This window comes from Paenibacillus bouchesdurhonensis (assembly GCF_900155685.1).
GTDB lineage: Bacteria > Bacillota > Bacilli > Paenibacillales > Paenibacillaceae > Fontibacillus > Fontibacillus bouchesdurhonensis.
The window spans coordinates 1,155,112-1,179,396 of the sequence record NZ_LT732548.1 but is presented as its reverse complement, the minus strand read 5'-3'; the positions used below and the strand labels follow the sequence as shown (position 1 = coordinate 1,179,396).

The 24,285-nt window shown below is 49.8% G+C and carries 24 protein-coding genes and 1 riboswitch; of the genes, 4 read left to right on the top strand and 20 right to left on the bottom strand.

Annotated elements, in window-relative coordinates:
- Positions 1 to 26 precede the first annotated feature (26 nt).
- The 5 genes from CZ379_RS09860 to CZ379_RS09840 form a co-directional block, all read right to left on the bottom strand.
- Positions 27 to 695 (bottom strand): methionine ABC transporter permease, encoded by a 669-nt coding sequence (locus tag CZ379_RS09860; protein WP_110931471.1) that lies wholly within the window; start codon positions 693 to 695, stop codon positions 27 to 29.
- Positions 695 to 1,711 carry a methionine ABC transporter ATP-binding protein gene (locus tag CZ379_RS09855; protein ID WP_110931470.1) on the bottom strand — a complete coding sequence of 339 codons (1,017 nt, stop codon included), beginning with the start codon at positions 1,709 to 1,711 and terminating at the stop codon, positions 695 to 697. The genes CZ379_RS09860 and CZ379_RS09855 overlap by 1 nt, the downstream gene beginning before the upstream one ends.
- 133 nt (positions 1,712 to 1,844) lie before the next feature.
- Positions 1,845 to 2,006, bottom strand: a riboswitch (SAM riboswitch).
- Positions 2,007 to 2,118: 112 nt separating this feature from the next.
- The gene (locus CZ379_RS09850; RefSeq protein WP_110931469.1) at positions 2,119 to 2,835 is read right to left on the bottom strand and encodes a Cthe_2314 family HEPN domain-containing protein; all 717 of its coding nucleotides are present in this window, start codon (positions 2,833 to 2,835) and stop codon (positions 2,119 to 2,121) included.
- 177 nt (positions 2,836 to 3,012) lie between these two features.
- Complete coding sequence (locus CZ379_RS09845) at positions 3,013 to 3,951, bottom strand: COX15/CtaA family protein (protein WP_110931468.1); 939 nt, start codon at positions 3,949 to 3,951, stop codon at positions 3,013 to 3,015.
- A gap of 197 nt (positions 3,952 to 4,148) precedes the next feature.
- Positions 4,149 to 4,511, bottom strand: a complete 363-nt coding sequence (locus CZ379_RS09840; RefSeq protein ID WP_110931467.1) for a thioredoxin family protein — start codon at positions 4,509 to 4,511, stop codon at positions 4,149 to 4,151.
- Between the two features lie 120 nt (positions 4,512 to 4,631).
- Between CZ379_RS09840 and CZ379_RS09835 the strand changes: the two genes are divergently transcribed.
- Entirely contained in the window at positions 4,632 to 5,888 is a 1,257-nt protein-coding gene (locus tag CZ379_RS09835) for a DUF2515 family protein (RefSeq protein ID WP_110931466.1), read from the top strand.
- On the opposite strand, the gene CZ379_RS09830 is transcribed toward CZ379_RS09835, so the two are convergent.
- From CZ379_RS09830 to CZ379_RS09775, 12 genes are all read right to left on the bottom strand, one after another.
- The gene (locus tag CZ379_RS09830; RefSeq protein WP_110931465.1) at positions 5,885 to 7,519 is read right to left on the bottom strand and encodes a putative polysaccharide biosynthesis protein; all 1,635 of its coding nucleotides are present in this window, start codon (positions 7,517 to 7,519) and stop codon (positions 5,885 to 5,887) included. The two genes, CZ379_RS09835 and CZ379_RS09830, sit on opposite strands and share 4 nt — an antisense overlap.
- A gap of 46 nt (positions 7,520 to 7,565) precedes the next feature.
- Positions 7,566 to 8,051 (bottom strand): DUF456 domain-containing protein, encoded by a 486-nt coding sequence (locus tag CZ379_RS09825; RefSeq protein WP_110931464.1) that lies wholly within the window; start codon positions 8,049 to 8,051, stop codon positions 7,566 to 7,568.
- Positions 8,052 to 8,058: 7 nt separating this feature from the next.
- Positions 8,059 to 8,859 carry a Cof-type HAD-IIB family hydrolase gene (locus tag CZ379_RS09820; protein WP_110931463.1) on the bottom strand — a complete coding sequence of 267 codons (801 nt, stop codon included), beginning with the start codon at positions 8,857 to 8,859 and terminating at the stop codon, positions 8,059 to 8,061.
- 26 nt (positions 8,860 to 8,885) lie between these two features.
- A complete protein-coding gene (locus CZ379_RS09815) occupies positions 8,886 to 9,335 on the bottom strand; it encodes a GNAT family N-acetyltransferase (RefSeq protein WP_110931462.1) in 450 nt (149 codons plus the stop codon).
- Between the two features lie 209 nt (positions 9,336 to 9,544).
- The gene (locus CZ379_RS09810) at positions 9,545 to 10,426 is read right to left on the bottom strand and encodes a metal ABC transporter permease (protein ID WP_110931461.1); all 882 of its coding nucleotides are present in this window, start codon (positions 10,424 to 10,426) and stop codon (positions 9,545 to 9,547) included.
- Entirely contained in the window at positions 10,426 to 11,385 is a 960-nt protein-coding gene (locus tag CZ379_RS09805) for a metal ABC transporter permease (protein ID WP_110931460.1), read from the bottom strand. Before CZ379_RS09805 ends, CZ379_RS09810 begins: the two co-directional genes overlap by 1 nt.
- Positions 11,386 to 11,391: 6 nt before the next feature.
- Positions 11,392 to 12,150: a metal ABC transporter ATP-binding protein gene (locus CZ379_RS09800; protein ID WP_110931459.1), complete on the bottom strand. Its 759-nt coding sequence runs from the start codon at positions 12,148 to 12,150 to the stop codon at positions 11,392 to 11,394.
- A gap of 48 nt (positions 12,151 to 12,198) precedes the next feature.
- Positions 12,199 to 13,173, bottom strand: a complete 975-nt coding sequence (locus CZ379_RS09795) for a metal ABC transporter solute-binding protein, Zn/Mn family (protein ID WP_110931458.1) — start codon at positions 13,171 to 13,173, stop codon at positions 12,199 to 12,201.
- A gap of 205 nt (positions 13,174 to 13,378) precedes the next feature.
- Positions 13,379 to 15,403 carry a peptidoglycan D,D-transpeptidase FtsI family protein gene (locus tag CZ379_RS09790; RefSeq protein WP_110931457.1) on the bottom strand — a complete coding sequence of 675 codons (2,025 nt, stop codon included), beginning with the start codon at positions 15,401 to 15,403 and terminating at the stop codon, positions 13,379 to 13,381.
- A 159-nt stretch (positions 15,404 to 15,562) separates the two neighbouring features.
- Complete coding sequence (locus CZ379_RS09785) at positions 15,563 to 17,605, bottom strand: peptidoglycan D,D-transpeptidase FtsI family protein (RefSeq protein ID WP_110931456.1); 2,043 nt, start codon at positions 17,603 to 17,605, stop codon at positions 15,563 to 15,565.
- A gap of 62 nt (positions 17,606 to 17,667) precedes the next feature.
- Complete coding sequence (locus tag CZ379_RS09780; protein ID WP_110931455.1) at positions 17,668 to 18,819, bottom strand: transglutaminase domain-containing protein; 1,152 nt, start codon at positions 18,817 to 18,819, stop codon at positions 17,668 to 17,670.
- Between the two features lie 23 nt (positions 18,820 to 18,842).
- The gene (locus CZ379_RS09775; protein WP_110934304.1) at positions 18,843 to 19,283 is read right to left on the bottom strand and encodes a hypothetical protein; all 441 of its coding nucleotides are present in this window, start codon (positions 19,281 to 19,283) and stop codon (positions 18,843 to 18,845) included.
- Between the two features lie 254 nt (positions 19,284 to 19,537).
- Between CZ379_RS09775 and CZ379_RS09770 the strand changes: the two genes are divergently transcribed.
- From CZ379_RS09770 to CZ379_RS09760, 3 genes are all read left to right on the top strand, one after another.
- Complete coding sequence (locus CZ379_RS09770; RefSeq protein ID WP_110934303.1) at positions 19,538 to 20,704, top strand: MFS transporter; 1,167 nt, start codon at positions 19,538 to 19,540, stop codon at positions 20,702 to 20,704.
- A 138-nt stretch (positions 20,705 to 20,842) separates the two neighbouring features.
- Positions 20,843 to 20,965 carry a sporulation protein YjcZ gene (locus CZ379_RS26615; RefSeq protein WP_110931454.1) on the top strand — a complete coding sequence of 41 codons (123 nt, stop codon included), beginning with the start codon at positions 20,843 to 20,845 and terminating at the stop codon, positions 20,963 to 20,965.
- A 155-nt stretch (positions 20,966 to 21,120) separates the two neighbouring features.
- Positions 21,121 to 21,468: a toprim domain-containing protein gene (locus tag CZ379_RS09760; protein WP_110931453.1), complete on the top strand. Its 348-nt coding sequence runs from the start codon at positions 21,121 to 21,123 to the stop codon at positions 21,466 to 21,468.
- Positions 21,469 to 21,472: 4 nt separating this feature from the next.
- On the opposite strand, the gene CZ379_RS09755 is transcribed toward CZ379_RS09760, so the two are convergent.
- The 3 genes from CZ379_RS09755 to trpS all read right to left on the bottom strand — a co-directional run bounded on the left by CZ379_RS09755 (position 21,473) and on the right by trpS (position 24,237).
- Positions 21,473 to 22,072: an SCO family protein gene (locus CZ379_RS09755; RefSeq protein WP_110931452.1), complete on the bottom strand. Its 600-nt coding sequence runs from the start codon at positions 22,070 to 22,072 to the stop codon at positions 21,473 to 21,475.
- 36 nt (positions 22,073 to 22,108) lie between these two features.
- Positions 22,109 to 23,047 (bottom strand): heme o synthase, encoded by a 939-nt coding sequence (cyoE, locus tag CZ379_RS09750; RefSeq protein ID WP_110931451.1) that lies wholly within the window; start codon positions 23,045 to 23,047, stop codon positions 22,109 to 22,111.
- Between the two features lie 206 nt (positions 23,048 to 23,253).
- Complete coding sequence (gene trpS, locus CZ379_RS09745) at positions 23,254 to 24,237, bottom strand: tryptophan--tRNA ligase (protein WP_110931450.1); 984 nt, start codon at positions 24,235 to 24,237, stop codon at positions 23,254 to 23,256.
- Positions 24,238 to 24,285 lie beyond the last annotated feature (48 nt).

Sequence of the window (24,285 nt, the reverse complement as noted above, 5' to 3'; positions counted from 1 at the left end):
TGCTGCACTCTATATATAGTAATTCCTTATTTCCGCGTAAAATAAATAACCAATCGGTCGCCGATCATTTGCAGCAGCTGCACGAAAATAACCATAAAGACCACCGCTACGATCATGACCTCCTTCTGGTAACGGTGATAACCGTACCTGATCGCCAGGTCTCCGAGTCCACCGCCCCCAACCATGCCTGACATCGCCGTATAGGAGACGAGCGTAACCGCCGTAATTGTCATCCCCGCAATAAGGCCAGGCAGCGCTTCAGGCAGCAGCACCTTGCGAACAACTTGCAGCGGAGATGCGCCCATCGCCTGCGAGGCTTCGATTACACCGCGATCAACCTCACGCAATGAAGTCTCGACGAGACGCGCAAAGAACGGAGCAGCTCCGATTACGAGCGGTAGAATCGTACCCTGAACCCCAATCGATACCCCGACGATAGCCCGGGTCAATGGAATAAGCACGACGATCAAGATAATAAACGGAACGGAACGAACAATATTAACGATGATAGACAATATTCTGTAGAGAAATCCGATCAGCCAGTGGTTTGTGCGCGAAAAGCTATACAGCATAATTCCAAGCGGCAGGCCAATCAAAAATGTAAAGATAGTCGCATAACCCATCATCTCAAGCGTGTCAGCTGTAGCGATACGCATTTCATCCCAATTGATCTTGGAGAAGTCGAGTCCAAACATTACCCGATCACCTCCACGTCAAGATCGCGCTCCCGCAGCAGCTTCAGCGTCTCATCCACATTAGCATTGTCCCCTTCAAATGAAACCGTCAACTGGCCATAAGGAACATCTTTAATCGTGGAAATCGTACCTTGCAGGATGGCAAAATTAACTCCTGTCTCTCTTACGACTTGAGACAGCACGGATTCATACGTCTTTGCGCCCAGGAACGTAATTCTGACCAATCTTGCCCAAGCAGGCAGCGGAACCGAAGTGACTTGCTTAAAGCCTTCTTCTCCGGCAAGCTCCCGGCTGATGAATTCACGCGTAACCGCGTGCTTTGGCTTCAGAAACACTTCAGTAACCGGGCCTTCCTCTACGATGCCGCCCTGGTGAATCACAGCAACTCGGTCACAAATTCGCTGGATCACATGCATCTCGTGCGTGATCAGCAGGATCGTCAGATTAAACTTACGGTTAATCTCCAGCAGCAGATTCAGAATCGAATCCGTCGTCTGCGGGTCCAGGGCAGAGGTCGCTTCGTCGCATAACAGCACGTCAGGGTCGCTGGCCAGCGCCCGGGCGATCCCCACCCTCTGCTTCTGCCCCCCGGACAGCTGGGCAGGATATTTCTTTTGGTGTTCAGTTAATCCAACTAGCGCAAGCAGCTCGTTCACTTTTACCGCTATTTGCTTTTTGGAGACGCCCATTAGCGATAGAGGAAAAGCGATATTGTCATATACGTTGGCGGAGGACAGTAAATTGAAATGTTGAAAAATCATGCCGATCTTCCGGCGCTGCAGCTGAAGATCCCGCCGCTTCAGCTTAGTCAGCTCCACGCCGCCTACCCATACTTCCCCTTCCGTCGGCCGCTCCAGCAAATTGATACAACGGATAAGCGTACTTTTGCCGGCGCCGGAATGGCCGATGACCCCGAATACTTCTCCCTTGTTCACGGTAAGGTTCAGCCCGGACAAAGCGATAGTCGCTTTTTTCTTGTTGCCATAAGTTTTGGTGAGCTGTTTGAGTTCAATCAAGCTAGTGTCCTCCCGTATCTTCATAATATCGCCAAAGCCTATTTTAGCTCATACATGTTCATACCCATCAAATCAATAAACAAATAAAGAGCCCTGCAGATTCAGAGGGCTCTCTTTACGTAAAGACAATGCCTTCTCATCTACCAAAACCGCACTGCGCGTTGCCACGCTACGCGATCTTGAAGGAATTAGCACCATGACATTTGCTCAAAGATGCAGCTATCCACGCCGCAGTTCTTTACAAATCGGTTGCTGGGCTTCATCGGGCCTTTCCCTCCGCCTCTCTTGATAAGAAAATATGAAATTGTTGAAAAATTCACAGTGAATATTTCTGAAAAACTATCTTAGAAATAGAGTATAGATTCTTTCCTTGTTTTTGTCAAAGGAAAATACTTTATATCTATGCGCTAACTCTGTTTAACTTTTTTCCATCTTTGGTTCGTATAAACAAACACTGTATGCAGAGACTCGCACACCATCAAATAGCCATGCTCCAAATCATGCAGATGCTTGTCGAGATTTTCAAGCTCCACTTTGCCGTCCAGCCCCTGATGCCGCTGCCACAAGTCATCCTGCATCTCCGCATTCATATAGTGAATTTCCGTATTGCGCCTACGGCGCAGCACACTCATCGACTCTTTATGCTTGTCCTTAATAAGGGACAGCTGATCCGCAAGCTCCAGATGCACCTTCAAATATCGAAACTGGCGCAGTACCGTGAAATAGGAAAAATGCGCCTTCACCTTCGATGTATTCAACTCGAACAACTCGTTCAATACCGTCCCCAGCTTATCCAATATGGAGAACACCCGAATGAATCCATCCTTGTAAAAATAAACGTATCTGGCATAATCGCTTTTTTCAGCGGAGGGCATATCCTCCAAGTAATCATGGACTACCTTGCGCCGAAAAAAATTAGCCGCATACTTGCACTGCTCAAGCTCGTCAAGAGAAGAGATCAAGCCGTAAATCCAAATTTCAAGCTTGCGTAAATCATGCGAGGGATCTTGATGCCGCTCTATTTCTTTCTGCAGCAGCCTTATCGTCCTAAACATGGCGTCCATCGTATCCGCCAGTATTCCTTCATTCTGTCTGGGAGGTTCGCCAAGCAGTGACCGCAGCATATATATTCCTCGCTTCCCTGGATGATGTTACAGCCTTATTTTGACACAGAATGGAGTGATTCATGAGTCCTCCAGGCAACAACGGCCACACCGTCCGCCGGTTAGCCTGCCCGCAGAAGATCCAGCCATAAGTACACCCCGATGAGCCTTAAGTTAAGACTGAATGGAGTTGGATGCCTAATTCTGATCGTTTGGCAAACGGCTCATTTGCCAGGCTCGTACGCATAAATAAGCCAATACCCCGAACAGAGCCGCCAAAACGACGATATGCGCCAATGACGTAAATAAGTACACATGATAATTATTCATTGTAAACACGATGCTGGCTCCCGTAAATATCTGGATCACCGAAAGGATCGTCGCCGCCAAACCAAGCGTCCGCACCTCGCGGTTATCGGGATTCTTCCAATAAGCAATATGCCCCATAATGGCGACAAGAATCAGCAGCAGCGCCGCCGCCACCCGATGCAGGAAGGCAATGCCGACACCGCCCGACAGCTCCGGAATCAACTGCCCGTTACATAGCGGCCACCCAAGGCATCCGCCTGCGGAGTCGGTATGGCTCACGTAGGCGCCGAGATATACGACGATATAAGTATAGGCAGTCGTCACCCAAACCAGGTTGCGGAAGGCCTTGGACACCCGTGCGATCGGAGCGGAAGAGGCTTTCCCCTGCCTCGCTTCATCCTCACGGATTCCCAGTACAAGCATGATCGAGCTGGCAAAAGCAATCAGCGAAAAGCCGAAATGCAGCGCCATGACAGCAGATGACGTCGGATAGACGACGGCCATCGCTCCCATGAAAGCCTGCACCATAACGAAAATAAGGGCCAATAATGCGTACATCTGCAGGTCTTTGCGGTTTTTACGGTACTTCCAAAACGCCACAAACGCCGCTACGGCGAGCAGCCCGGCAGCTCCGCTAACGGCACGGTGCGAATATTCAATCAAAGATGCTACCGTATGCGCCGGAACGAACTTTCCATGACAGAGCGGCCACTCGTTACCGCAGCCAAGCCCCGACTCCGTCTTCGTGACAACGCTTCCGCCCAATGTAGCCAAGAACATGACAAAACAGGAAAGATAGGCGATCCATTTCAGTTGCTTCGTGTTCAAAGGTTTCTCACCTGCAATTTAGGATTATAAAATTATACAATTTCGATCAAATCATTCTTCATTATAACCGATAAGGAACAAGACGACATAGTAAAACTGTGACAAAATGTTCAAAAATAAAACATCGTCCTCCCCTTAATTCGGAAGACGATGTGATTTATGTTGTTGATTCAACTGTTTTCGGTGCTATTCCTTGTCTACTCTTTTCTCTCCGGCGTGTCATGTAATGTATGATAGACATCCAGAGCTTTATTCAGAAAATCCTCAATCTCCTCACGCGACTTCCGCAGCTTGTTTACGAATCTAACAAGCTCTCGTCCGTCCGCATAAGCTACGAAGCTAGGAATGCCCAATATATTCTGCTCCTGACTCACTTCCCCTACTTTGTCAACATCGACTTCAATCAGGGTCAAGCGGTCAGCGTATTTCTCCTCGACCTCCGGCATGAACGGATCGATAAATTTGCAATCGCCGCACCAGCTTGCGGTAAACACAGCCACGACTAAATTACTGGATTGAATGCTAACATTAAATTCCCTGGCGGATGCCACTTGTTTCACTTGAGATCATTCCTTTCTGTATCGTTCTCTTGTTAAGTCAAACAAATTGAAGAGTGGAAGTCAAATCTTTAGGCCATACTTTGTAATAAAAACGTGTGAATCATAAAGCGAGGAACTCACATGAAGCAGAATCGTTTGAAGCAGCTGCTGCTGCATCTGCCGGCTGCCGTTCGGGAAGCGATCCGCAGCAAAGCCGAGGACATTGCTCACTCCACGAAACTGCGCGAGAGGCGCCTCCCGCTTCATTGGAATGAAGCCTCCGCCCGAACTGTGTCCGGCGAGATTGAGGAGCTCTTAAGGCGAGGAGCTACCTACCGCACCCAAGAGGACGAAGAGTTTACCCGCTCCGATCGGGAACTAGCCGAGGATATTCTAACCGCGACGGGCCGCGCTGGCGTCAGCAACATCACGCGCACCGCAGCATATCTGGATTGCTACGAGGCGTTCCCTGAACTTCATTGGGCATTTCTGGCCCATATGGTGTCCCGGAATGCCGGCTGGAACATGACGGATTTGCGAGGGAGCCGAATGGCCGAAATGCTGGATGAAGATGCGAAGCGGGCCACTTATCGATTTCTGGAGCGCAGCAATGCGCTTATTTTTCAAGACGCCTATCCACAGCTTCTGCTGTATCAGAAAAGCCGCGAGCTTGGCGCAAGCCAATTTCATTTGCTGCGTTATTTTAGCGTATCGCGATTTATGCGCCCCTTCTGGGAACGCTTCTGGATTGACAGAGGCAGCGCGCTGCTGACGGTTGGCCTGATCATCAACGAGCAGAATTATATCGAGCAGCGGGTAATCCGCCACCCTTTCTATCAGCGGCATGTCACGGACAAAACGAATTTCCACCTGTACAGCTTGTCAGGCCTCAACCAGCTTGTTATCCCGCTCTATGACGGTACGAACGTCACCCAGCTGGCCGGCCGAACCGTCACCGACTTCGGCAGTCTCCCAGCCCGCATCGCACTAGGCAAATGCCTATACGCGATGCTCATGGGCCTTCGCGCCGTGCGCAGCGGCGCCGAAGCCTTCTCGCGAGCGGTGCCGCACAGCGGCTCGCGCGCCGATTATTGGCCGGACATCTTCACGGCCAATAAAGAAGAAGCTCTGACCGCGCCCTTGCAGGGGTCAGAGCTTCTGGAGAGTGAGACGCTGCCGCCCAGCGAGCGTCTCTACAGCCCCAAGCTCCTTGACGCTTGGGGCGACACGCCTTATGAGCCAATATCCCGTGAGGATTGGCTCAAGGACACGAGCGCGCTGGACGGCATCAGCGCGCCGCAGGCCCCGCTGCTCTGCGACATTAGTCGCGAGCATCGGGCCGGTGTCTTGAAGACGGCGTTCGCCCACGACGCCGTCTTGCCCTTCAAGGCCGATTAGCGGCCTTGACCGGGCTGTCCGCCGCGCTGCAGGCGCATCAATGGGGACAGCAGCTTGCGCAGCGGCGCCGGGTATGTCGCAAGCTCGTCCCTGCGGACGACGCGCAGCACGACCAGCAGCACCGGATACAGCGCCACAACGGCTACACCGACAATGCAGCAGGTGATGAAAAAGGCCAGGCGATCCGGCATAACAGATACCAAGTTGATGCCCGCTTGATTAAGACCATAGCCAACGCCCGACAGCACGATAATCGTAAACAGAAAGCCTGTCCAGCGATTGCCCATGATCGAGAAAGGGACAATCTTCTTCATCGTTCTTACGTTGAGCAGTGTAATCGTAAGGAAGCATAGAATCGTCGCCGTGATGATGCCGTAAATCCCCCACAGCGGAGCAAGCAGCAAGCTAAGAACAAGCTTCAACGCTACGCCGATCCCCACATGAACCATAGAGAGATTCACCTTGTCGATCCCGATCAGTATGGAGTTGCTGATCATCATCGTAATTTGAAATATCGTACCAAAGGTCAGCAGGGCAATAATACTGCTGCCGTCACGCGTACTGAATAACAGCCCATTCACCGAATAAGCGGCTGTCGTTAACGCGATAACCATCGGCATTCCCGTCAGGACGGATACGCGCATCGCGAGCGAAACCTGCCGATGGAGATGCTCCTCGTCCTTCCGGGCAAACGCTGCGGAAATGATCGGCAGCAGAGATGTGCTGAGCGCAATCGCTAAAATCGGCGGAATGCCCGCAATCATTTGAGCACGGTTACCAAGTATCCCGAGGATATACGTAGCTTGATCCGCGCCGATCTGCTGGCTGAGCAGCGGCTTCAGAATCGAGCCGTCGATAAAGTTGACGGCCGGAACGGTAAGCGAGGACAGCACAATCGGAATCGACAGCTTGAAGATTTCCATATAAATTTTGGAAAAGGGCAGCCGATTGGGATCGTCTTTAGCCTCTTGCAAACCGTCCGCTCGATCCTGCCGCTTCGTTTTGGCATTGAAATACAGCATGACGATGAGCGCGGCCACCCCGCCAAGCACAGCTCCAAATGTAGCCGCCGCGGCAATTTCCTCGCCTTTGGCATTCATATGGTACAGCACAAAGGCCAGCGAGATTCCGGAGCCGACACGCACGATTTGTTCAATAACCTGGGAGACGCCGCCCGCGATCATGATGTTGCGGCCTTGAAGATAACCGCGCATAATAGCGATCAGCGGAAAGATGAGCAGGGCCGGCGACAGTGATCGAATGGCGATAGCCGCCTCCGGCACTCGGGAAGCAGCCGCATAATAAGGTGCGGCAAAATATAAAAACAAAGACATAATAATGCCCATAACGGCAGCGAACCAAAGAGCCGCTTGATACACCCTCTCCGATTCCGCTGGCCGATCCAGAGCATGGCGTTCAGAGACCATCCGGCTCAGCGTGCTTGGCAAGCCCGCCGTAGCCAAGGGCAGCAGCATAAAGTAGATCCCGTTAGCCAAAACATAGGAAGCATTACCGACGTCTCCCAAAATATGCTCTAACGGCACACGCTGAAATAATCCCAGCAGCCTGGCAATCAGCGCAGCTGCGGCTAAAATCAGCGTTCCTTTAACAAACGATTCCTTCTTAGACAACGATTTTTCCTTCTTTCCACTCGATTAGGCACATCCAGCCTTCCCACTAAAAAGACACGACCCATATGACGAACAAGATAATCATCGCGAGCTGCAGTACGATTTTGACGGCCATGCTGCTCAGCAGGCCGACGACAGAGCCGACTCCAACCTTAAACGCCTTTGCCGGCGTCTCGCCTTTAATCATTTCCCCGATCATCGCACCGATGAGCGGGCCCAGAATAAGCCCAAACGCCGGAATGATGAAAGGGCCGACAATAATGCCGATCGTACTTAACCAGACCGACAGTCTACTGCCTCCGAACTTCTTGACGCCCCAGGCGCCAACAGCATAATCCGCCACCAGCAGAGCCACGACTACAAGAGTCTGGACAATCCAAAAGACAGGCCCCAACGCTTCGAACGAAAAGAACCATCCGTATACGAAGAAGGCAAAATAAATCGCAAGCACACCAGGCAATACGGGAAATACCGCCCCAGCCATCCCGATTGCAAAAAGCGCGATAACAATAATCCAGCCGAGTATATCCAAAGGCGGATCACTCCTCCGTCAAAATATAATCGCGAATGATCAGAGCGATTCCGTCATCGTCATTCGAAGCCGTGACCACGTCGGCGTTCTCCTTCACCGCGATTTGTGCATTCCCCATGGCCACGCCAAGACCAGCCGCCTGAATGGCCGCCAGATCATTCAGGCTGTCGCCGACCGCCACGACCTCCGACATTTGAATGCCAAGCAGATCGCAGACAAGTGCAGCCCCGCTTGCCTTGTTGACCCCCTGCGGATTAATTTCCAAATTATAGGGCGAAGAGTTGGTGATTTCAAGTCCGCTCATGTTCTGCAGCTCTAGGTTAATCTCATGGCGAAGCTGATCATCTTCGGTCGTGTAGCCGAATTTCAGCCACTGATTACGCTCCAGCAAGCTTGGATCCCAATCATCTTCGCGATATATACCTTCTACGGCATAAGCCCAAAAATAGACGTTCTTCCTCCTGGATATTTCATACATTTGCCCAATCAGCTTATGATCGAACAATTCACGGTGGTACAACTCATGCGGCGTCCGCCATACTTCGCTGCCATTTACCGTAATCATCGGAGTCTCAAGCCCTAGCTGTTCCCCATAAGAAACAGCTTCATCGTAACTTCTTCCCGTCGACAGGCAGACATGGACTCCCGCCGCCATCGCCTTGCGAAGCCATTCCTCTGTCTTTGGGGAAATCTGATGATTGCTATTCAACAACGTACCATCCATATCAAGTGCTAACAGTTTGTATTTCAATCCAGTTCCTCCATTCCAATGATGCAATCTTCTGTCTATATAACGCCATTCTACCATATTACCGAAGATCGCATACAGGTCGCTCAGTTTCTCCTAAGCTCGGTAATGAATACTCCTGGGGCTACCTCGACATCCCTAACCTGCCGGAAACCGAACATTTGATACAATCCCTTTGCAGGGAAATTCAATGCCCCCGTATTAACCCGAATCGGACGGCCATGGGCAATGGTTTCCACGATATGCTCGACGAGAATCGTAGCGATTTTCTTGCGGAAATGATACGGATGCACAACAAGTCGGCATATTTCAACCTCTTGCTCTGTTTCCTCGTATGAAACAAAGGCCGCCAGCTCACCGTCCAAGAAATATCCCACGAACTTCTCCCGGCATTCCATCATTGTTTCCACGGTGTCCAGCAATTGAGGAATTCCGTCATAACCGATCAGCTCTGCTTCAACCTTATAGGCAGGGATTTGTATATCAATCATCTTTCTGGCTGTATCATAATTCGTGACGTCCAGCTTGATCAACAAGCGTCAACAACTCCTTTGCTCCCCAGTATTTATTAATAACATTACATTACTCCCTCACCAACATTCAATACTTTTAAAATATGAAAAAAGCCGCACTCCGCAAAATCCGGAAGTGCAGCTTCTAGAGCACGAACATTACACTATACCTTACGCTATATGATGATGGCATGAATATTAAACAGCATTATCCCGGCATATCTTCACACACATTATGCCGCCATGGACTTCATCCTGCGCCGTTTGCTAAACCGGGCGACCAGCCCATGAAGCGGGGAGAACAGAAATGCCAGCAGGAACAGCAGCCCTGCAACGGTGATCATCGAGCCGGCAATGGAAGCATCCAGCCACTTGGCGAAATAGTATCCGCCAGCGGAGCTTAGCGCGCCGATCAATACACTGTACAATAGCATCATACTCAAACGATCTGTCAGCAAGTAAGCCGTGGACGCAGGAACGATCAGCATGCCGACGACAAGAATCGCACCGACGCTTTCAAAGGACGCAACCGTTGAGAGCGAGACTAGTCCCATTAGCAGGTAGTGGAACAGTGCAACGGGAATGCCTACGGCTGCCGCTAGGGCCGGATCGAATGCGCACAATTTGAACTGTTTGTAGAACAAACCGATGACAAGCAGGACAATAAATAAGGTGATGCCGAGAAACCAAACGGCGGCAGGGCCCATATTATAGCCGTTAATGATGAGGATGTCCCACTGAACATAAGCAATTTCGCCGAATAACACGCAGTCCAAATCAAGGTCTATATTCGAGGCATTGCGGCTGATCAAGATGACGCCGATAGCAAACAGCGCCGTAAAGACGATGCCGATCGAGGCATCCGATTGCAGCCCCCCTTGCTGAAGCAGCTGAATGAGAAAAACAGTGATAAGCCCTAATATGGCCGCGCCAACCATCATGAGCAGGGAATCCCTTGAACCGCTAATCATAAAAGCGATGGCAATCCCGGGCAGCACCGAGTGGCTGATCGCATCTCCCACGAGTGACATTTTACGCAATACGAGAAAACAACCGAGGATGCCGCTGGTGGCGGCAACGAGTGTCCCGGTTAAAATAATCCAGAAATCAGACATCAATCCGCCCCCCTTTCAGCTGCATGCTGGCTAATCATTGCGGTTGCCGTTTGAACTTCCAGATTTCTACGCACATCTTTGCGTGTCCGCCGATGCCGCATCCACTTCGCCAACAAGCCCCGTCGTGGAGCAAACACAATCGATACGATGAACAGTGCTGTGGCCGCGAGCACCGTAACAGGCCCCGTCGGCAGATTGGACAACGTCGAGCTGATCAGCGTACCTGTAACTCCAGACAAAGCGCCGAATAGCCCCGCCAAAATTACCATGACGCCAAGCGCGTCCGTCCAATAACGGGCAGCGACCGCAGGGGTAATCAATAGAGCAGCGACGAGCACTACGCCGACTGCCTGAATTCCCACGACCACCGCAACGACGGTAAGCAGGAGCAGCAATTGCTCATACAGGCCGACCTTCATGCCCATCCCGCGCGCAAAACCCGGATCAAAGCTGACAAGCTTAAACTCTTTGAAGAACAAGGCGCAAATAAGTACGAGAATCAAAGAAACGGCTCCCATTAAATATACGTCGGACAACATCATGGAGGCGGCCTGACCAAACATGTATTTATCAAGGCCGCTTTGATTGCCGTTACCGCTATGCTGAATCTTCGTCATCAGAACTACCCCGACGCCGAAGAAAACGGTAAGTACAATTCCCAACGCGGCGTCCTGCTTAATTCTGGAATAGCGAGTGACGAGGTGTATCCCGAATGTCGCCAGCATCCCCGACAATATCGCCCCGATCATAAACAACCCCACCGATTTCACCCCGCTAAGCATAAACGCGATGCAAATGCCCGGCAAAGCGGCATGGGCGAGCGCATCCCCCAACAGACTCTGCTTGCGCAGGAAGGTAAAGGAGCCGATCACTCCGCTGCCTAAGCCTAGCAACAGCGAGCCCATGAGGATCCATCTCATATTCGGGTCGTTAAACCATCCAAACAGCGTATCGAACATATCCGATCACTCCATCTCTATCGGTACAGCGGCGAAATCCTGAAGCATAGCGATCCGGCCTCCGTACGTTCTCTGCAGATTCTGCGGGGTGAATGTGTCCTCAGTAGTACCTTCCGCAACCAATTCTCCGTTAAGCAGAATGACATGATCAAAATACTCTTTGACTGTGGACAAATCATGATGCACGACCAATACGGTTTTGCCCTGCTCCTTCAACTCGTGAAGAAGTCCGATAATCGCCTTCTCCGTTGTAGCATCCACCCCTGCAAAAGGTTCATCCATGAAATACAACTGGGCATTCTGAGCAAGAGCTCTGGCTAGAAATACCCTTTGCTGCTGCCCTCCGGACAGCTGGCTGATTTGACGGCCGGCATAGTCAGCCATGCCGACTTTACTTAAGCAGTCGAGGGCAATTCGCCGTTCCTCTGCGCCAGGCCGACGGAACCAGCCTAAATGCCCGTATCTCCCCATCATCACGACATCCAGGGCATTCGTCGGAAAGTCCCAATCGACCGACTCCCGCTGCGGAACGTAACCAACCAGTTTGCGTTGCTCTTGATAAGGCTTCCCGTAGATCAGCACTTCGCCGTCTACCTTCGGGAGCAGCCCCAGCACTGCTTTAAGCATAGTTGATTTCCCCGCCCCGTTCGGTCCAAGCACACCGATAAGCTTTCCGGAAGGGATTTGAAAAGAAACGGAGCGGAGTACCGGCTTCTTCTGATAAGCCACCGTTAAGTTTTGGATCTCCAGTGGATTTGAATTCATTGATTATCGCTCCTTTTATACCATAGGCAATTGTTACCGCCCTACATTTTATTTCAACGCTTCAACAATGGTGTTAATATTATGGCGAACCATTGTAATATAAGTGTCCGCCCCCGAGCCCGGTTCCCCCATCGAATCGGAATACAACTCGCCGCCTATTTTAACGGTATGCCCCTTCTCCTTGGCCCCGGCGATAACTGCTTCCATCGCTTTCGGCGGAACGCTCGATTCTACGAAGACGGCTTTGATTTTGTTCTCAACGAGATAATCTCTCAACTTGCTGACATCCTTTGAGCCGTATTCGGCAGCCGTACTAATCCCCTGGAGGCCCATAACCTCCATTCCGTAAGCATCCCCGAAATATCCAAAAGCATCATGAGCTGTAACCAATACCCGTCCAGACTCCGGTATTTCATTAATTCTCTCTTTGATTTCCACATCCAGCGCATTCAATTGCTCGATATACGCCGCCGCATTCTGCTCGTAAAGATCCGCATGATTCGGATCATACGCGGCTAGCGTGTCGCGAACCGTTCCTGCGGCGGAAATCCAGTGCTTAACATCAAACCAGATATGCGGATCGAATTGCGTCCCATTGATATCGGCGCCGGATCTAAGCAGGGCCTGATCAATATCCTTGGAGACCGGTACTGTGTATTTGTGCCGTTCCAGCTTCTCCAAGATTTCCGTCATCTTTCCCTCCAGATGCAGACCGCCATAAAAAATCATGTTTGCTTGATCCAGCTTCTGAATGTCCCCCTGTGACGCCTTGAACAAATGCGGGTCTACCCCAGGACGCATAAGAGCCACGGCGTTCACTTCCGTTCCGCCAATTTCTTGAACTAGATCAGCGATCATTCCCGTCGTGGTTACGACTTGAATAACCTCCTGTCCCTCTGCGCGCGTGGCATGTAACATGTCACCGTCCACCTTGGAGCATGCCGCTACTATAATTAACGCCAATACACCAAGCGTCATCTTTACGCGCTGTAGCGGACTCTTCTTCACTTTCAATTGATCCATGATATTCCCTCCTAATCATCCTTATATATTCTTCTATGAGTTGGGGCAAGGTATATATGTTTCCCCAACCCCTAATTGTTTGCTTCATAAAATAAAGTTTCCCTAGTGCAAATTTTAAGCCATACCTATACAAAAAAGCAAGAGAAATATTTTCTCTCGCTTTAAACTTCCGTCTCGGAGGCAAATTCAAAAATTTTTGACGTATTTATTTTTGCAGGCTCTGCCTCTTCGGCACCCCATCTAGCCCGTATTCCTGATCATATGCATCAAAGATTTTGCGGGCAATCGGCGCGGCGCTTGAGGAGCCGAATCCCCCCTCAGGGACAATAACTGCCACCGCAAGCTTCGGCTTCTCCCGCGGAGCAAAAGCAATGAATACCCCGTTATCGATCATTTTCCCTTTATAATCCTGCTGCGATGTTCCCGTCTTCCGGGCAAAATCATAAGGGAAGCCGTTAAATGCCGAAACATCCGTCTTCATGCCGCTGATAACTTCATTCCAATGTTCCTTCCTGAAGTTCACTTCATTCAGCACCTTCGGCTCAAACTCTTTCACCACATTCCCTTCCGAATCGGTAATTTTGCGGACGAGATGCGGCTCCATTCGTTTGCCCCGGCTAGCCAAAGTAGCAGTATACTGCGCCAGTTGCAGGGTCGTATACCTCGCTTGCTGACCGAATGAAGCGTATACCAGCCTTGCCAGCGTCGTCTCCCTATCATTCTTATAATCAAGAATCCCGTGAAATTCCTTAGGTAAATCTATACCAGTCGAAATCCCTAAGCCAAACTCCTTCATATATTTATCCCACACATCGATTCCTTCAGCTCTATGCTTGTTGTAAAGCCTCTTTCCGACCATATCGACCATAAAAGCGTTGGAAGATTTATAAATCGCCCTGGACGGATCCATCCCTCCATATGCAAACCTCCCTGAATTTCGAACACTAGAGGAGTTATTCTTTCCGAAATACGCGATCCCTCGATCAGGATAAGTATCATTCGTCGTGAACAACCCTTCATTGAGCCCAATCAACACGGACAGCGGTTTGATTGTCGAGCCCAGGGGCACCGCCGGGTCGAAGCCATGCCCTGAACGACCCGAGCTATATGGCGTGATCGTTCCATTCCGATAATTCGTCTTTATTCGTTCATATTGCTCATTGGTAAGGCTCCCTGTCTTCCAAATGTTCGTATCATAGTCCGGCATGCTTGCCATCGCTACGATATTTCCGGTTTCTACTTCCATTGCCACGGCATACCCCGTCTTGGCATGCGGATGCAGCCTTCCGGATACCCGGTTGTTGTGCAGCCATTCGAGTTGGTCCGTGATCGCCTGCTGGGCGGCCAGCTGCACCCTTTTGTCAATCGTCGTATGCAGATCGTAGCCCTTCTCCGGTGCCGTCAATTCAGGAATACCGCTCGCCATATTTCGCGGGTTGATCGGCACGCTTTTATATCCGTTTTTGCCGCGCAGTTCATGCTGGTACTGCATCTCCAGTCCATCGAAGCCGACAAATTCCTCCTGGGTATATTCCAGCCCCGGATCCTTATTGTCCAATGCCATCCATTCTCTGACGGAATCATACCAAGGCTCTTCCAGCGTTGAGCTGTACTTCCGCAAATAGCCGATCGTTTGAACTGCCACCCTGTCCTCATCGTAATGTCGAATGTTCTCCTCCACAATATCGATACCGGGAAACAGATCCTTGCGCTCCAGGAAATAAGCGATTTCCAGTTCCGTCAAATCGACCTTAATTCGTCGCGGCGCAAATCCGCCCGCTTTTCGATACTCCAAATCCATCGCGTCAATAATAGCATCGAGCGTCAATGGCTCAGCATTCGGGTCGCCGTATGTGTCAAAAGCAGCCTTCAATGACTCTGCAAAAGCTACAGCTTCAGGACGATTCTCTTTCCCTAGATCGGTGTTCTTGCTGTAGTCCTTCTGAAGTGTCATATACAGGGATTGTACCGATGTTGAATAAGCCAACTTCTCGCCCCCTGCCGCATAAATCGTCCCGCGAATCGGTGAGAATGGAATGTCTCTCACTTTCAACTCCATTCCCCGTTGAGCCAACGTAGGCCCCTCTACAAATTGCAGAATGGCCAGCCGGACGATAATCACGGTAAAGATAGCAAACGCGGTGAAGAAGAGCATATTAAGACGAATATTGAAATGACGCTGCAGGTCTGCCTCCTGCTTGCGCGGATCCTCTGCATACAACTTTTTCATCGCATAAACTCTCCATCTTCCTTTAATTACTTATAATATACAATTATTGTAACACGAGGAGCACAAAAAAAGCTCAAGGAATAAGGAAAAGAGTGGCTCCCAATTAAAACCTAGGGAAGCCACTCTTATATTGATCCATCCTTCGTCATCATGGATCCACTAATTTCCTTCTTTCTCTTGCTCGGACTGATTTGTTTTCTTCGGCACGCCGTCCAAACCATATTCCTGATCGTATGCATCGAAGATTTTCCGCGCGATCGGCGCGGCGCTCATGGAACCGAATCCGCCCTCAGGAACAACGACAGCCACCGCAAGCTTCGGGTTCTCCCGTGGAGCAAAGGCGATAAACACCCCGTTGTCAATCATTTTACCGCGGTAAGCCTGCTCAGAGGTTCCCGTCTTTCGAGCAAAATCATAAGGAAAACCGTTGAACGCGGAGACATCCGTCCTCATGCCGCTGATAACTTCATTCCAATGTTCCTTCTTAAAGTTTACTTCATTCAGTACTTTTGGCTCGAACTCTTTAATGATGTTGCCGTCAGAGTCGGTAATTTTACTGACGAGATGCGGCTCCATTCTTTTGCCCTGATTAGCCAGGGTAGTCGTAAATTGGGCCAATTGCATCGTGGTATATTTCCCCTGCTGGCCGAATGAAGCATAGACCAGTCTCGCTAATGCCGTCTCATTCTCATCTTTATACTCAAGCTTTCCTAAGTACTCGGAAGGAAGATCCACTTCAGTTGAGACGCCTAGGCCAAATTCCTTCATGTATTTATCCCATACGTCAATTCCTTCGGCTCCATACTTGTTGTACAGCCTCTTTCCGATCATATCGACCATAAAGGCGTTCGAGGACTTATAGATCGCTCTGGATGCGTCCATCGATCCGTAAGCATGCCTTCCGGAGTTGCGAACGCTGGAGGAGTCATTACGGCCAAAATAAGCGATCCCTCTGTCATTGTAATATTGATTCGTCGTGAACAGACCTTCGTTCAACCCGATCAACACGGATAATGGCTTGATCGTTGACCCTAGCAGCACCGTTGATTCGAAATTATGGCCCGAACGGCCTGAACCGAACGGCGTTATCGTCCCGTTCTTATAGTTATTTTCGATTTGCTTCCATACGTCGCCAGTCACTCCGCCGCTCTTCCAAACGTTAGAATCGTAATCAGGCATACTGGCCATAGCTATAATATTTCCAGTTTCCACTTCCATCGCTACCGCATATCCTGTCTTGGCATTGGGATGCAGTTTGCCGGATACCGGATTGCTGTGCAGCCATTTGAGCTGGTCGGTGATCGCCTGCTGAGCGGTAAGCTGCACATTTTTATTAATCGTCGTATGCAGGTCATAGCCCTTTTGCGGTGCCGTCAATTCAGGAATTCCACTGGCCATGTTGCGCGGGTCGATCGGCACGCTTTTATACCCGTTTTTGCCGCGCAGTTCGTGCTGATACTGCATCTCCAGACCGTCGAAGCCCACAAATTCCTCCGACGTATACTCCAGCCCTGGATCCTTATTCTCCGAGGCCATCAATTCTCTGACCGAATCATACCACGCCACGTCCAGCGTAGAGCTGAATTTCCGCAAATAGCCGATCGTCTGAACCGCTACCCTGTCCTCGTCGTAATGGCGGATGCTCTCCTCCACGATATCGATACCTGGAAATTGATCTTTCCTTTCCAAGAAATAAGCAATCTCCCGATCAGTCAAATCGATCTTAATTCTTCGCGGTGCGAAGCCGCCTGCTCTCCGGTATTCCAAATCCATGGCATCGATAATATCCTCGAGCGTCATCGGCGTGGCATCAGGGTCACCATATTTATCAAAAGCCGCTTTCAGCTTCTCTGCCAAAGCTATGGCTTCAGGGCGATTCTCCTTCCCCTTTGTCGAGCTCTTGCTGTAATCCTTCTGAAGCGTAATATACAAGGATTGTACCGGCGTCGAATAGGCCAGCTTCTCTCCCCCTGCTGCATAAATCGTCCCCCGCGTCGGCGGAAGGGGAACATCCTTCACTCTAAGGCCCGTCCCTTGCTGAGCTAGTGTCGGCCCCTCCACGAACTGAAGAATAGCCAGCCGAACGATGATGACCGTAAAGATGGCAAACGCACTAAAGAAGAACAAATTAAGGCGAATATTGAAATGCCGCTGCAGTTCTATTTCCTGCTCACGCGGATCATCTGAATATATTTTTTTCATCGCAGAAATCTCACTTTCTCTTGTTCGCAAATTCATGCAATTTTGCAATATTGTAACATACTCTAAATAACATTGTCCGCGATATGTGTCTCGTTAAATCCAGGCGGATTGAACCAATTACCGCTTTTGGCCCAAGTGGCGTCGAGCGGAATCCAAACGTCTTTCTCCGACAAGTATACCTCGTTCCAAGCATGCGGCCCATAACCGCCGCGGCCGTCATATCCAAGACCAGTCATTACTTTTACCTGCAGCCCCTGCGAACGGGCCATCACGGCATATAAGCGGGAATAATCGATGCATACTCCGCGCTTGCTGTCGAAGGTCATCTGCGGCGTCTGCTCATGCCAGATATCCTTATCTTCATAATCCCTTACTTTATCGTAATCATAGTCTACCCGAGTTCCAATCCACTCATAGAGCAGCCGCGCCTTCTCTTCATCATCCTTGGCATTAGCAGTTATTTTTGCCGCAGCCTGTTCAATATCTTGCGGAATTTCTGCATCGATGACCTCATATCGGCGCTGCAAAATTTCGTTCAGCTCTTCCCGGGCGCCCCGGGTGAAGACGGGAAGCTTATCCTTGATCAGATCACCGGTTAACGGTTCAATAATCGTACGGGCCCCTTGCTGATAAACAGGTGACGCCTCTACATAGCGGCTGAACCCGCTGTTCGGAAACAGTGTAACCACGATAAACAACGCCGCAATGACCATAAGGCAACGAGCAGCACCGATGACCGCGCCAATTCCTGCACCCATGAGACGGCTAATCCCTGAAGCCGCTCCTTCACGCCCGGCAGCCAGGCGCCCGAACAATGAATCGCCGCCGAAGGCAAAAGCACAGATCAGCCCCGTGATCGAGCGGATCAGCCAGTAGCTGAGTATGAACACGACGGCAAAGCGCATGAGCGGAAAATCCCGTACCGCCGTGACAAGAGTAAAGTATAGCTGCTCCCATCTTGACAGCTCCCGTCCAGGCGGGGCAAAGGTGCCAAGCCACTGCTGAACCTGAGGAGCGATCCATATGGTGAACGGCACCGATGCCGCAATGCTGAGGAGCGACAGCAGTCCGCCGCTAAACAATGTGAATAACCGGCCAGCCGAACGTGACGCTCCCCTTAACAGCCCCTGCAATATCGAAATAATCATAATGAGCATGAGCAAGGCGGAAATCATGTTGTATTCCCGCAAACTGTCGATCCAGATTTCCGTCATGTCCGCCCCCTATAGTCCGTGAGTTATTTTGAGTTTTTTTGCGCCTCCTGCACAAAGACTTCCAGCGCGTCGCTCATCTTCCATTCACCGAGAGAAACGCCGCGAAAGACCACCTTCACTTTGTCATTCCCCGGAGTACCGGTCACTTCCAAGTTCGGAGTAGTTATCGTAAAAGTGCCGTCCCCATTCTGAACCCACTTCGCCTCCTTAGCTTCACTCTTCATCGCATTCAGCACTTCATTCTTGCTGTATTCCACCGCCTGATCCTTGACTGTATTCACGGCAGCACCGATATCTTTGAGCGAAATGCCGCTGTAAATGACTATGAAAGCAGCGATAAGAAGAACCAATGCCCATTTCACAACCGTCTTCACCAAATTAACAATGAGTAGCAGAACCACCAGCGCAATGACTATAACCAGCCAATTTTGCTTCAGAAACTCCGTCCACACCTGGACATCCATCATTTAACAACACCCCTACAATCTCATTTTCTATTAGATTAAACGTAACAAGCTTCAACTTAGTTTCATCTCAAATTCGTGGCATTCCGTAGTGTAAGTTATTATACATGATCGACCTGAGCGATGTCAGCTAACCCTTGTTTATTGCCCGGTATTCAAGGAAAAGTAGTTAGCGGCTCTATAAAAGGGTATAAGTTCGTCCTCTTCAACGTACAAGTAGAGCATAAGGGAATTACTCAGGAGGGCAGGGTATGATGAAAATGGCTTTTTGGCTCTACCTTTTTTTGTTCCTCGCTTTCTTTGATTTGCATGCGCAATATCCGATTCTTACCCCGTTCGCACTTTCACTCGGCGCTGCGCCGGTATTCATCGGCTGGATGATGGGGATCTACGCCCTCACGCATCTGCCCGGCAATTTAATCGCGGGCCAAGGCGTCGATAAACACGGGAGCAAAGGCTATATGATCTTTAGCCTCATCTCTGCGGGCATCATCCTGCTGCTGCAGGCGCATGTTACCGAGCCTTGGCAGCTTCTCGTTCTCCGCTCCATCAGCGGGTTTGTGCTGGCGTTTCTTTCTCCAGCTTGCTTAGCACTGCTTGCTTCGCTATCTAAAGATCCTGTGGGACAAGGCAAGCTCATGGCTGGCCATGGCGTAGTACATACACTCGCTTCCGTAGTTTCTCCTGCGGCCGGTGCTTTTCTCGTTGCCCAAAGCGGTTACTCCATGACCTTTCAGTCTCTCGGTTGGTTGTTGATTATCACGGGTATTATTGCCATATTCATGGTTCACGAGCCTCGCGTGCCCCAGATCATAAGCACAAGATCCTTAATGGCGAATGAACGTACGCCTGCTGTATTTCAGGTGATTCCCTTAAGGTACTATTTATTGCCCCTTGCTGTCTCCTGTTCCCAGGGGATATTATTCTTCGAGCTTCCGCTGCAGTTAGGCGGTACAGAGGGGATTATGCATACCGGGATCAATTTTTCAATTATTAGCCTGGGAGCATTAGTAACATTATCAATGTTCTTTCTAAGTCATTACTCGCCTTATCTGCGAACCCATTTAGGCATATTAGGCATCGCCTTATCCTTCTTCTCGCTCGCTGCCCTGGATGCCGTTCCATTGCCTGTGTCGCTATTTGCGCTTGGCATTGCCAAAGGAGTCGTCTACCCAGCAATGTCTTCCTTGTTCATCGACCTGAGCGGCGGAGAGCGACTCGGCACCGTATTCTCCCTGCAATCCATCGCGATGTCGATAGGGTCATTCATAGGCCCCATAGCTGCCGGGGCAATACACGGCTCATACTCTCCTTATTTTGTTGCTTTCCTGCTCTTGATGGCAGTTATTATCATCGTTCCGCCCGTAAGAAAAAAGGGCGCCGTCCTCCCTCCACTGGCTGCGCGAACGAATATTCATTAAGCAAACGCCCTCCAGGAGGCACCGGCATTATCTATATTTTCTTTTCCCCTTCTTTAGGCTGATGCACAGGGCATTAGCAGCAAACACACATAGTATAACGTGTAGTTACCGACCAGATACGAAAGTGAGGTGAAGGAAATGGGCAACATCAATCCTTGCGGACCTGGACCGGTCATACCAGGAAGTTTCTGGACATCCACGGGAACAATACTTGTATTGTACATTTTACTGGTGATTATTCTCCGTGCTCCCCTGTACTAATAATATGTGCCTCATCTATAGCGGCCTGCCTGTGCAGGCCGTTTTCCTCTGGGCATTTTTTGCATGATTCCTTCTTGCGGTATACACTAGAGGAGACCAAAATCCTGACGCATTAATCTACATAACTTCGATAAAGTCGGCTTGAGGTGACCCATATGTCGATCTACATCATCGTTGAAGGAAAAAATGACCGGAGCAAGCTCCGTCGTCTAGTGAACGAGGAAATTACGATACTCTGCACCTTCGGAACTTTAAACTCCTTGAAACTGGAATCATTGCGCAAGAAAGTTAGAGATGACGAAGTGTTCTTATTTATGGATAACGACTCCTCCGGTAAACGAATCCGCGGCGTTCTCTGCGATGCCTTTCCCGATGCCGTTCAAATGTACACGAGGCGCGGCTACGCCGGGGTCGAAGGTACGCCGGATGAATATATTATTGCCCAATTAGAAAAAGCCGGGCTGGAGGATTACATCATTTATCCTCCGCCCAGCTTTCTATGAGCCCTTATTCCTTCGCTAACCGCGCAACGACATTCGCAATTTCCTCCGCCGTTGCGTCGGGATACAACATTTCACGTATATTCCCCTCGCGGTCAACAAGTCCGATGAGATCCATATGCACGAAGTTTCCTTCCTTGTCCTGATTCACCAGAATTTTAAAAGAATTCATAGCCAGATCAATGACTTCCTCCTGCTCTCCCCGTAAGAAGTACCAGCTCGAATAATCCGCTTTGAATTTATCGCCAAATTCCTTGAGCCGCTCCTTCGTATCTCTCTCTGGATCAAAAGTAATTGACACTAGCGATACATCTTTCCCGAACAATCCCCTCTCCTTCAGTTCGTCTTGAACCTGGGAGAGCCGGAGTGTAGTAACCGGACATACATCGGGACAATTAGAGAAGAAGAAATAGAACAGCCTCACCTTGCCATTCGTATCCTCTAACGCTACATGATTGCCATCCAAATTCTCCAGCGTAAAAGGCGCTACTGTGCCGATGACGGGAAGCTTCGGCTTGGCAAATGAGTCCCATAGCAAATATCCTGCAAGCACCACGCAAATCGCCATGAGGATCCATGTCCATTTATACTTTTTTAACAGAGTCATTCCAGCGCCTCCAACATAAACATCGCTATCCCGTTATTAAATCCGTACTGTATCCAGAATCATCACGATCAAGCTGATCGTTAAATAGTTTACGGAGAAGATAAACACTCTTTTGGCCCAAGCGTCATTATTCTGCGAGCGGATGCCTTTAAGCGTCAGGTACAGCCATGCTATGGATAGTGCTTCGCCAATAATCATGAACCATATTCCGGTATATCCGTAGACGTACATTAATATAGGTATAGGCAGCAATAGTACAAGATAAGGAATCATTTGCAGTTTAGTTCTCGGAATGCCTTTCACTACCGGCAGCAGCGGATATCCCGCTGCCCTGTATTCTTCTACCCGGCGAATGCCGAGCGCCCAGAAATGCGGCGGCTGCCATAGGAAAAGCAGTGCGAACAGCAGCCATGCCCCAAGATCAACCTTACCCGTTACGGCAACATAACCAATTACCGGAGGCATTGCACCTGAAATTGCACCGATTGAAGTACTCCAGGTTGACGTACGCTTCAGCCATAGCGTGTAGACGACAACGTAAACGAACATTCCGACTATGCCAAACAATCCAGCCAGCAAACCGGAAAAGCTGAACAAAGCCGTCAATCCAAAAACGCCAAGAATAATTGCATACCACAGCACAACCGTGGGCGACAACCTGCCTGTAGGCAAAGCGCGCTGCTTCGTCCGTTCCATCTTCATGTCGAAGTCGCGATCGAAATAATTGTTAAATACACAAGATGCAGCCATTACAAGAACGGCTCCCAATATCGTCCAGATTAATTTCCCGTATTGCAAATCCCATTGAGAAGCCAGCCAAAACCCAGCAAAAACCGCGATCACATTCGAACGGATAATGCCCGGCTTCGTTAAAGCAATGAAATCTCTCCATGTTGCCGTTTCTCCCGGAGGAGTTGGTCTCACGGACAACGCAGGGGAATCCGATGGAGCTGGATAGCCTAGTGGTTTTTCCATGCGTTATATCTTCCTCCTATGCTTATATATATAAATCAAATAATTTTCTAGATAAATACCCTTACGCTATAAACTTTATCATATCAAATCCTCGAAGTCTCTGACAATCGTTACGTATTAATCAAGTTATTATGACAATTCCGTGACGAGAAGCATAAAAACCCGGATATTTCATCCGGGTTCTCGTTCTTTAGCTTGCTTCTCGCTTATTTAGTGATAAATCCCATCATTCGCTGCACATCCGTCAGCGTCTGCTCCGCCATTTCGGAAGCTCTCTCTGCTCCCTGAGCCAGAATATCGAAAATTTCGCCAGACTCCCGGATTTCGTGGTACCGCTGCTGCAGCGGCTCAATGACGCCGACTACCACCTCAGCCAGTTCCTTCTTGAAGGCTCCGTACATTTTGCCCTCGTAGAGCCGTTCTACTTCGGCCACAGAAATTTCTGCGCATTGACTATAAATCGTAATCAGATTGCTGAGCTCGGGCTTATTTACCGGATCAAATCTTACTTCACTGCCTGAATCGGTCGTCGCTCGGCTGATTTTTTTACGAATATCGGCTGGTGCGTCGAGCAATGAAATATAGCTGCCTGGGTTCGGATTACTCTTACTCATCTTCTTGGAAGCATCATCCAATGACATTATGCGAGCTCCTACCTCTGGGATATATGGCTCTGGAATCGTGAAATATTCTCCGTACCGATGGTTGAACCGATGCGCCAAATCACGTGTCAGCTCCAAGTGCTGCTTCTGATCCTCGCCAACCGGCACCAAATCAGCATTGTACACAAGAATATCCGCTGCCATTAGCGATGGATATACGAACAACCCTGCGCCGATCGATTCCTTGCCCTCGGACTTATCTTTAAATTGCGTCATTCGTTCAAGCTCTCCCATATTCGTTAGCGTCGTCAAAATCCATCCCATTTGAGCATGCTGACGAACATGGGACTGCATATAGACATTTGCCTTTGAGGGATCAATGCCCGCCGCTACAAATAGCGCTGCGACCTCCTCTGACTGTTCGCGCAAAGCAGCAGGATCTTGGGGAACCGTAATCGCATGCAAATCAACCACCATGAAATTGCACAAATGTTCGTGCTGCAACTTGACGAAGTTTTTAAGAGCGCCAATATAGTTTCCTAAAGTCAATTTACCGCTGGGCTGAATGCCGGAAAGAACTTTTTTCATAACTAACATCCTCCTTATATTTTGTGAAAAGAGCCGCTTCTATGCGCC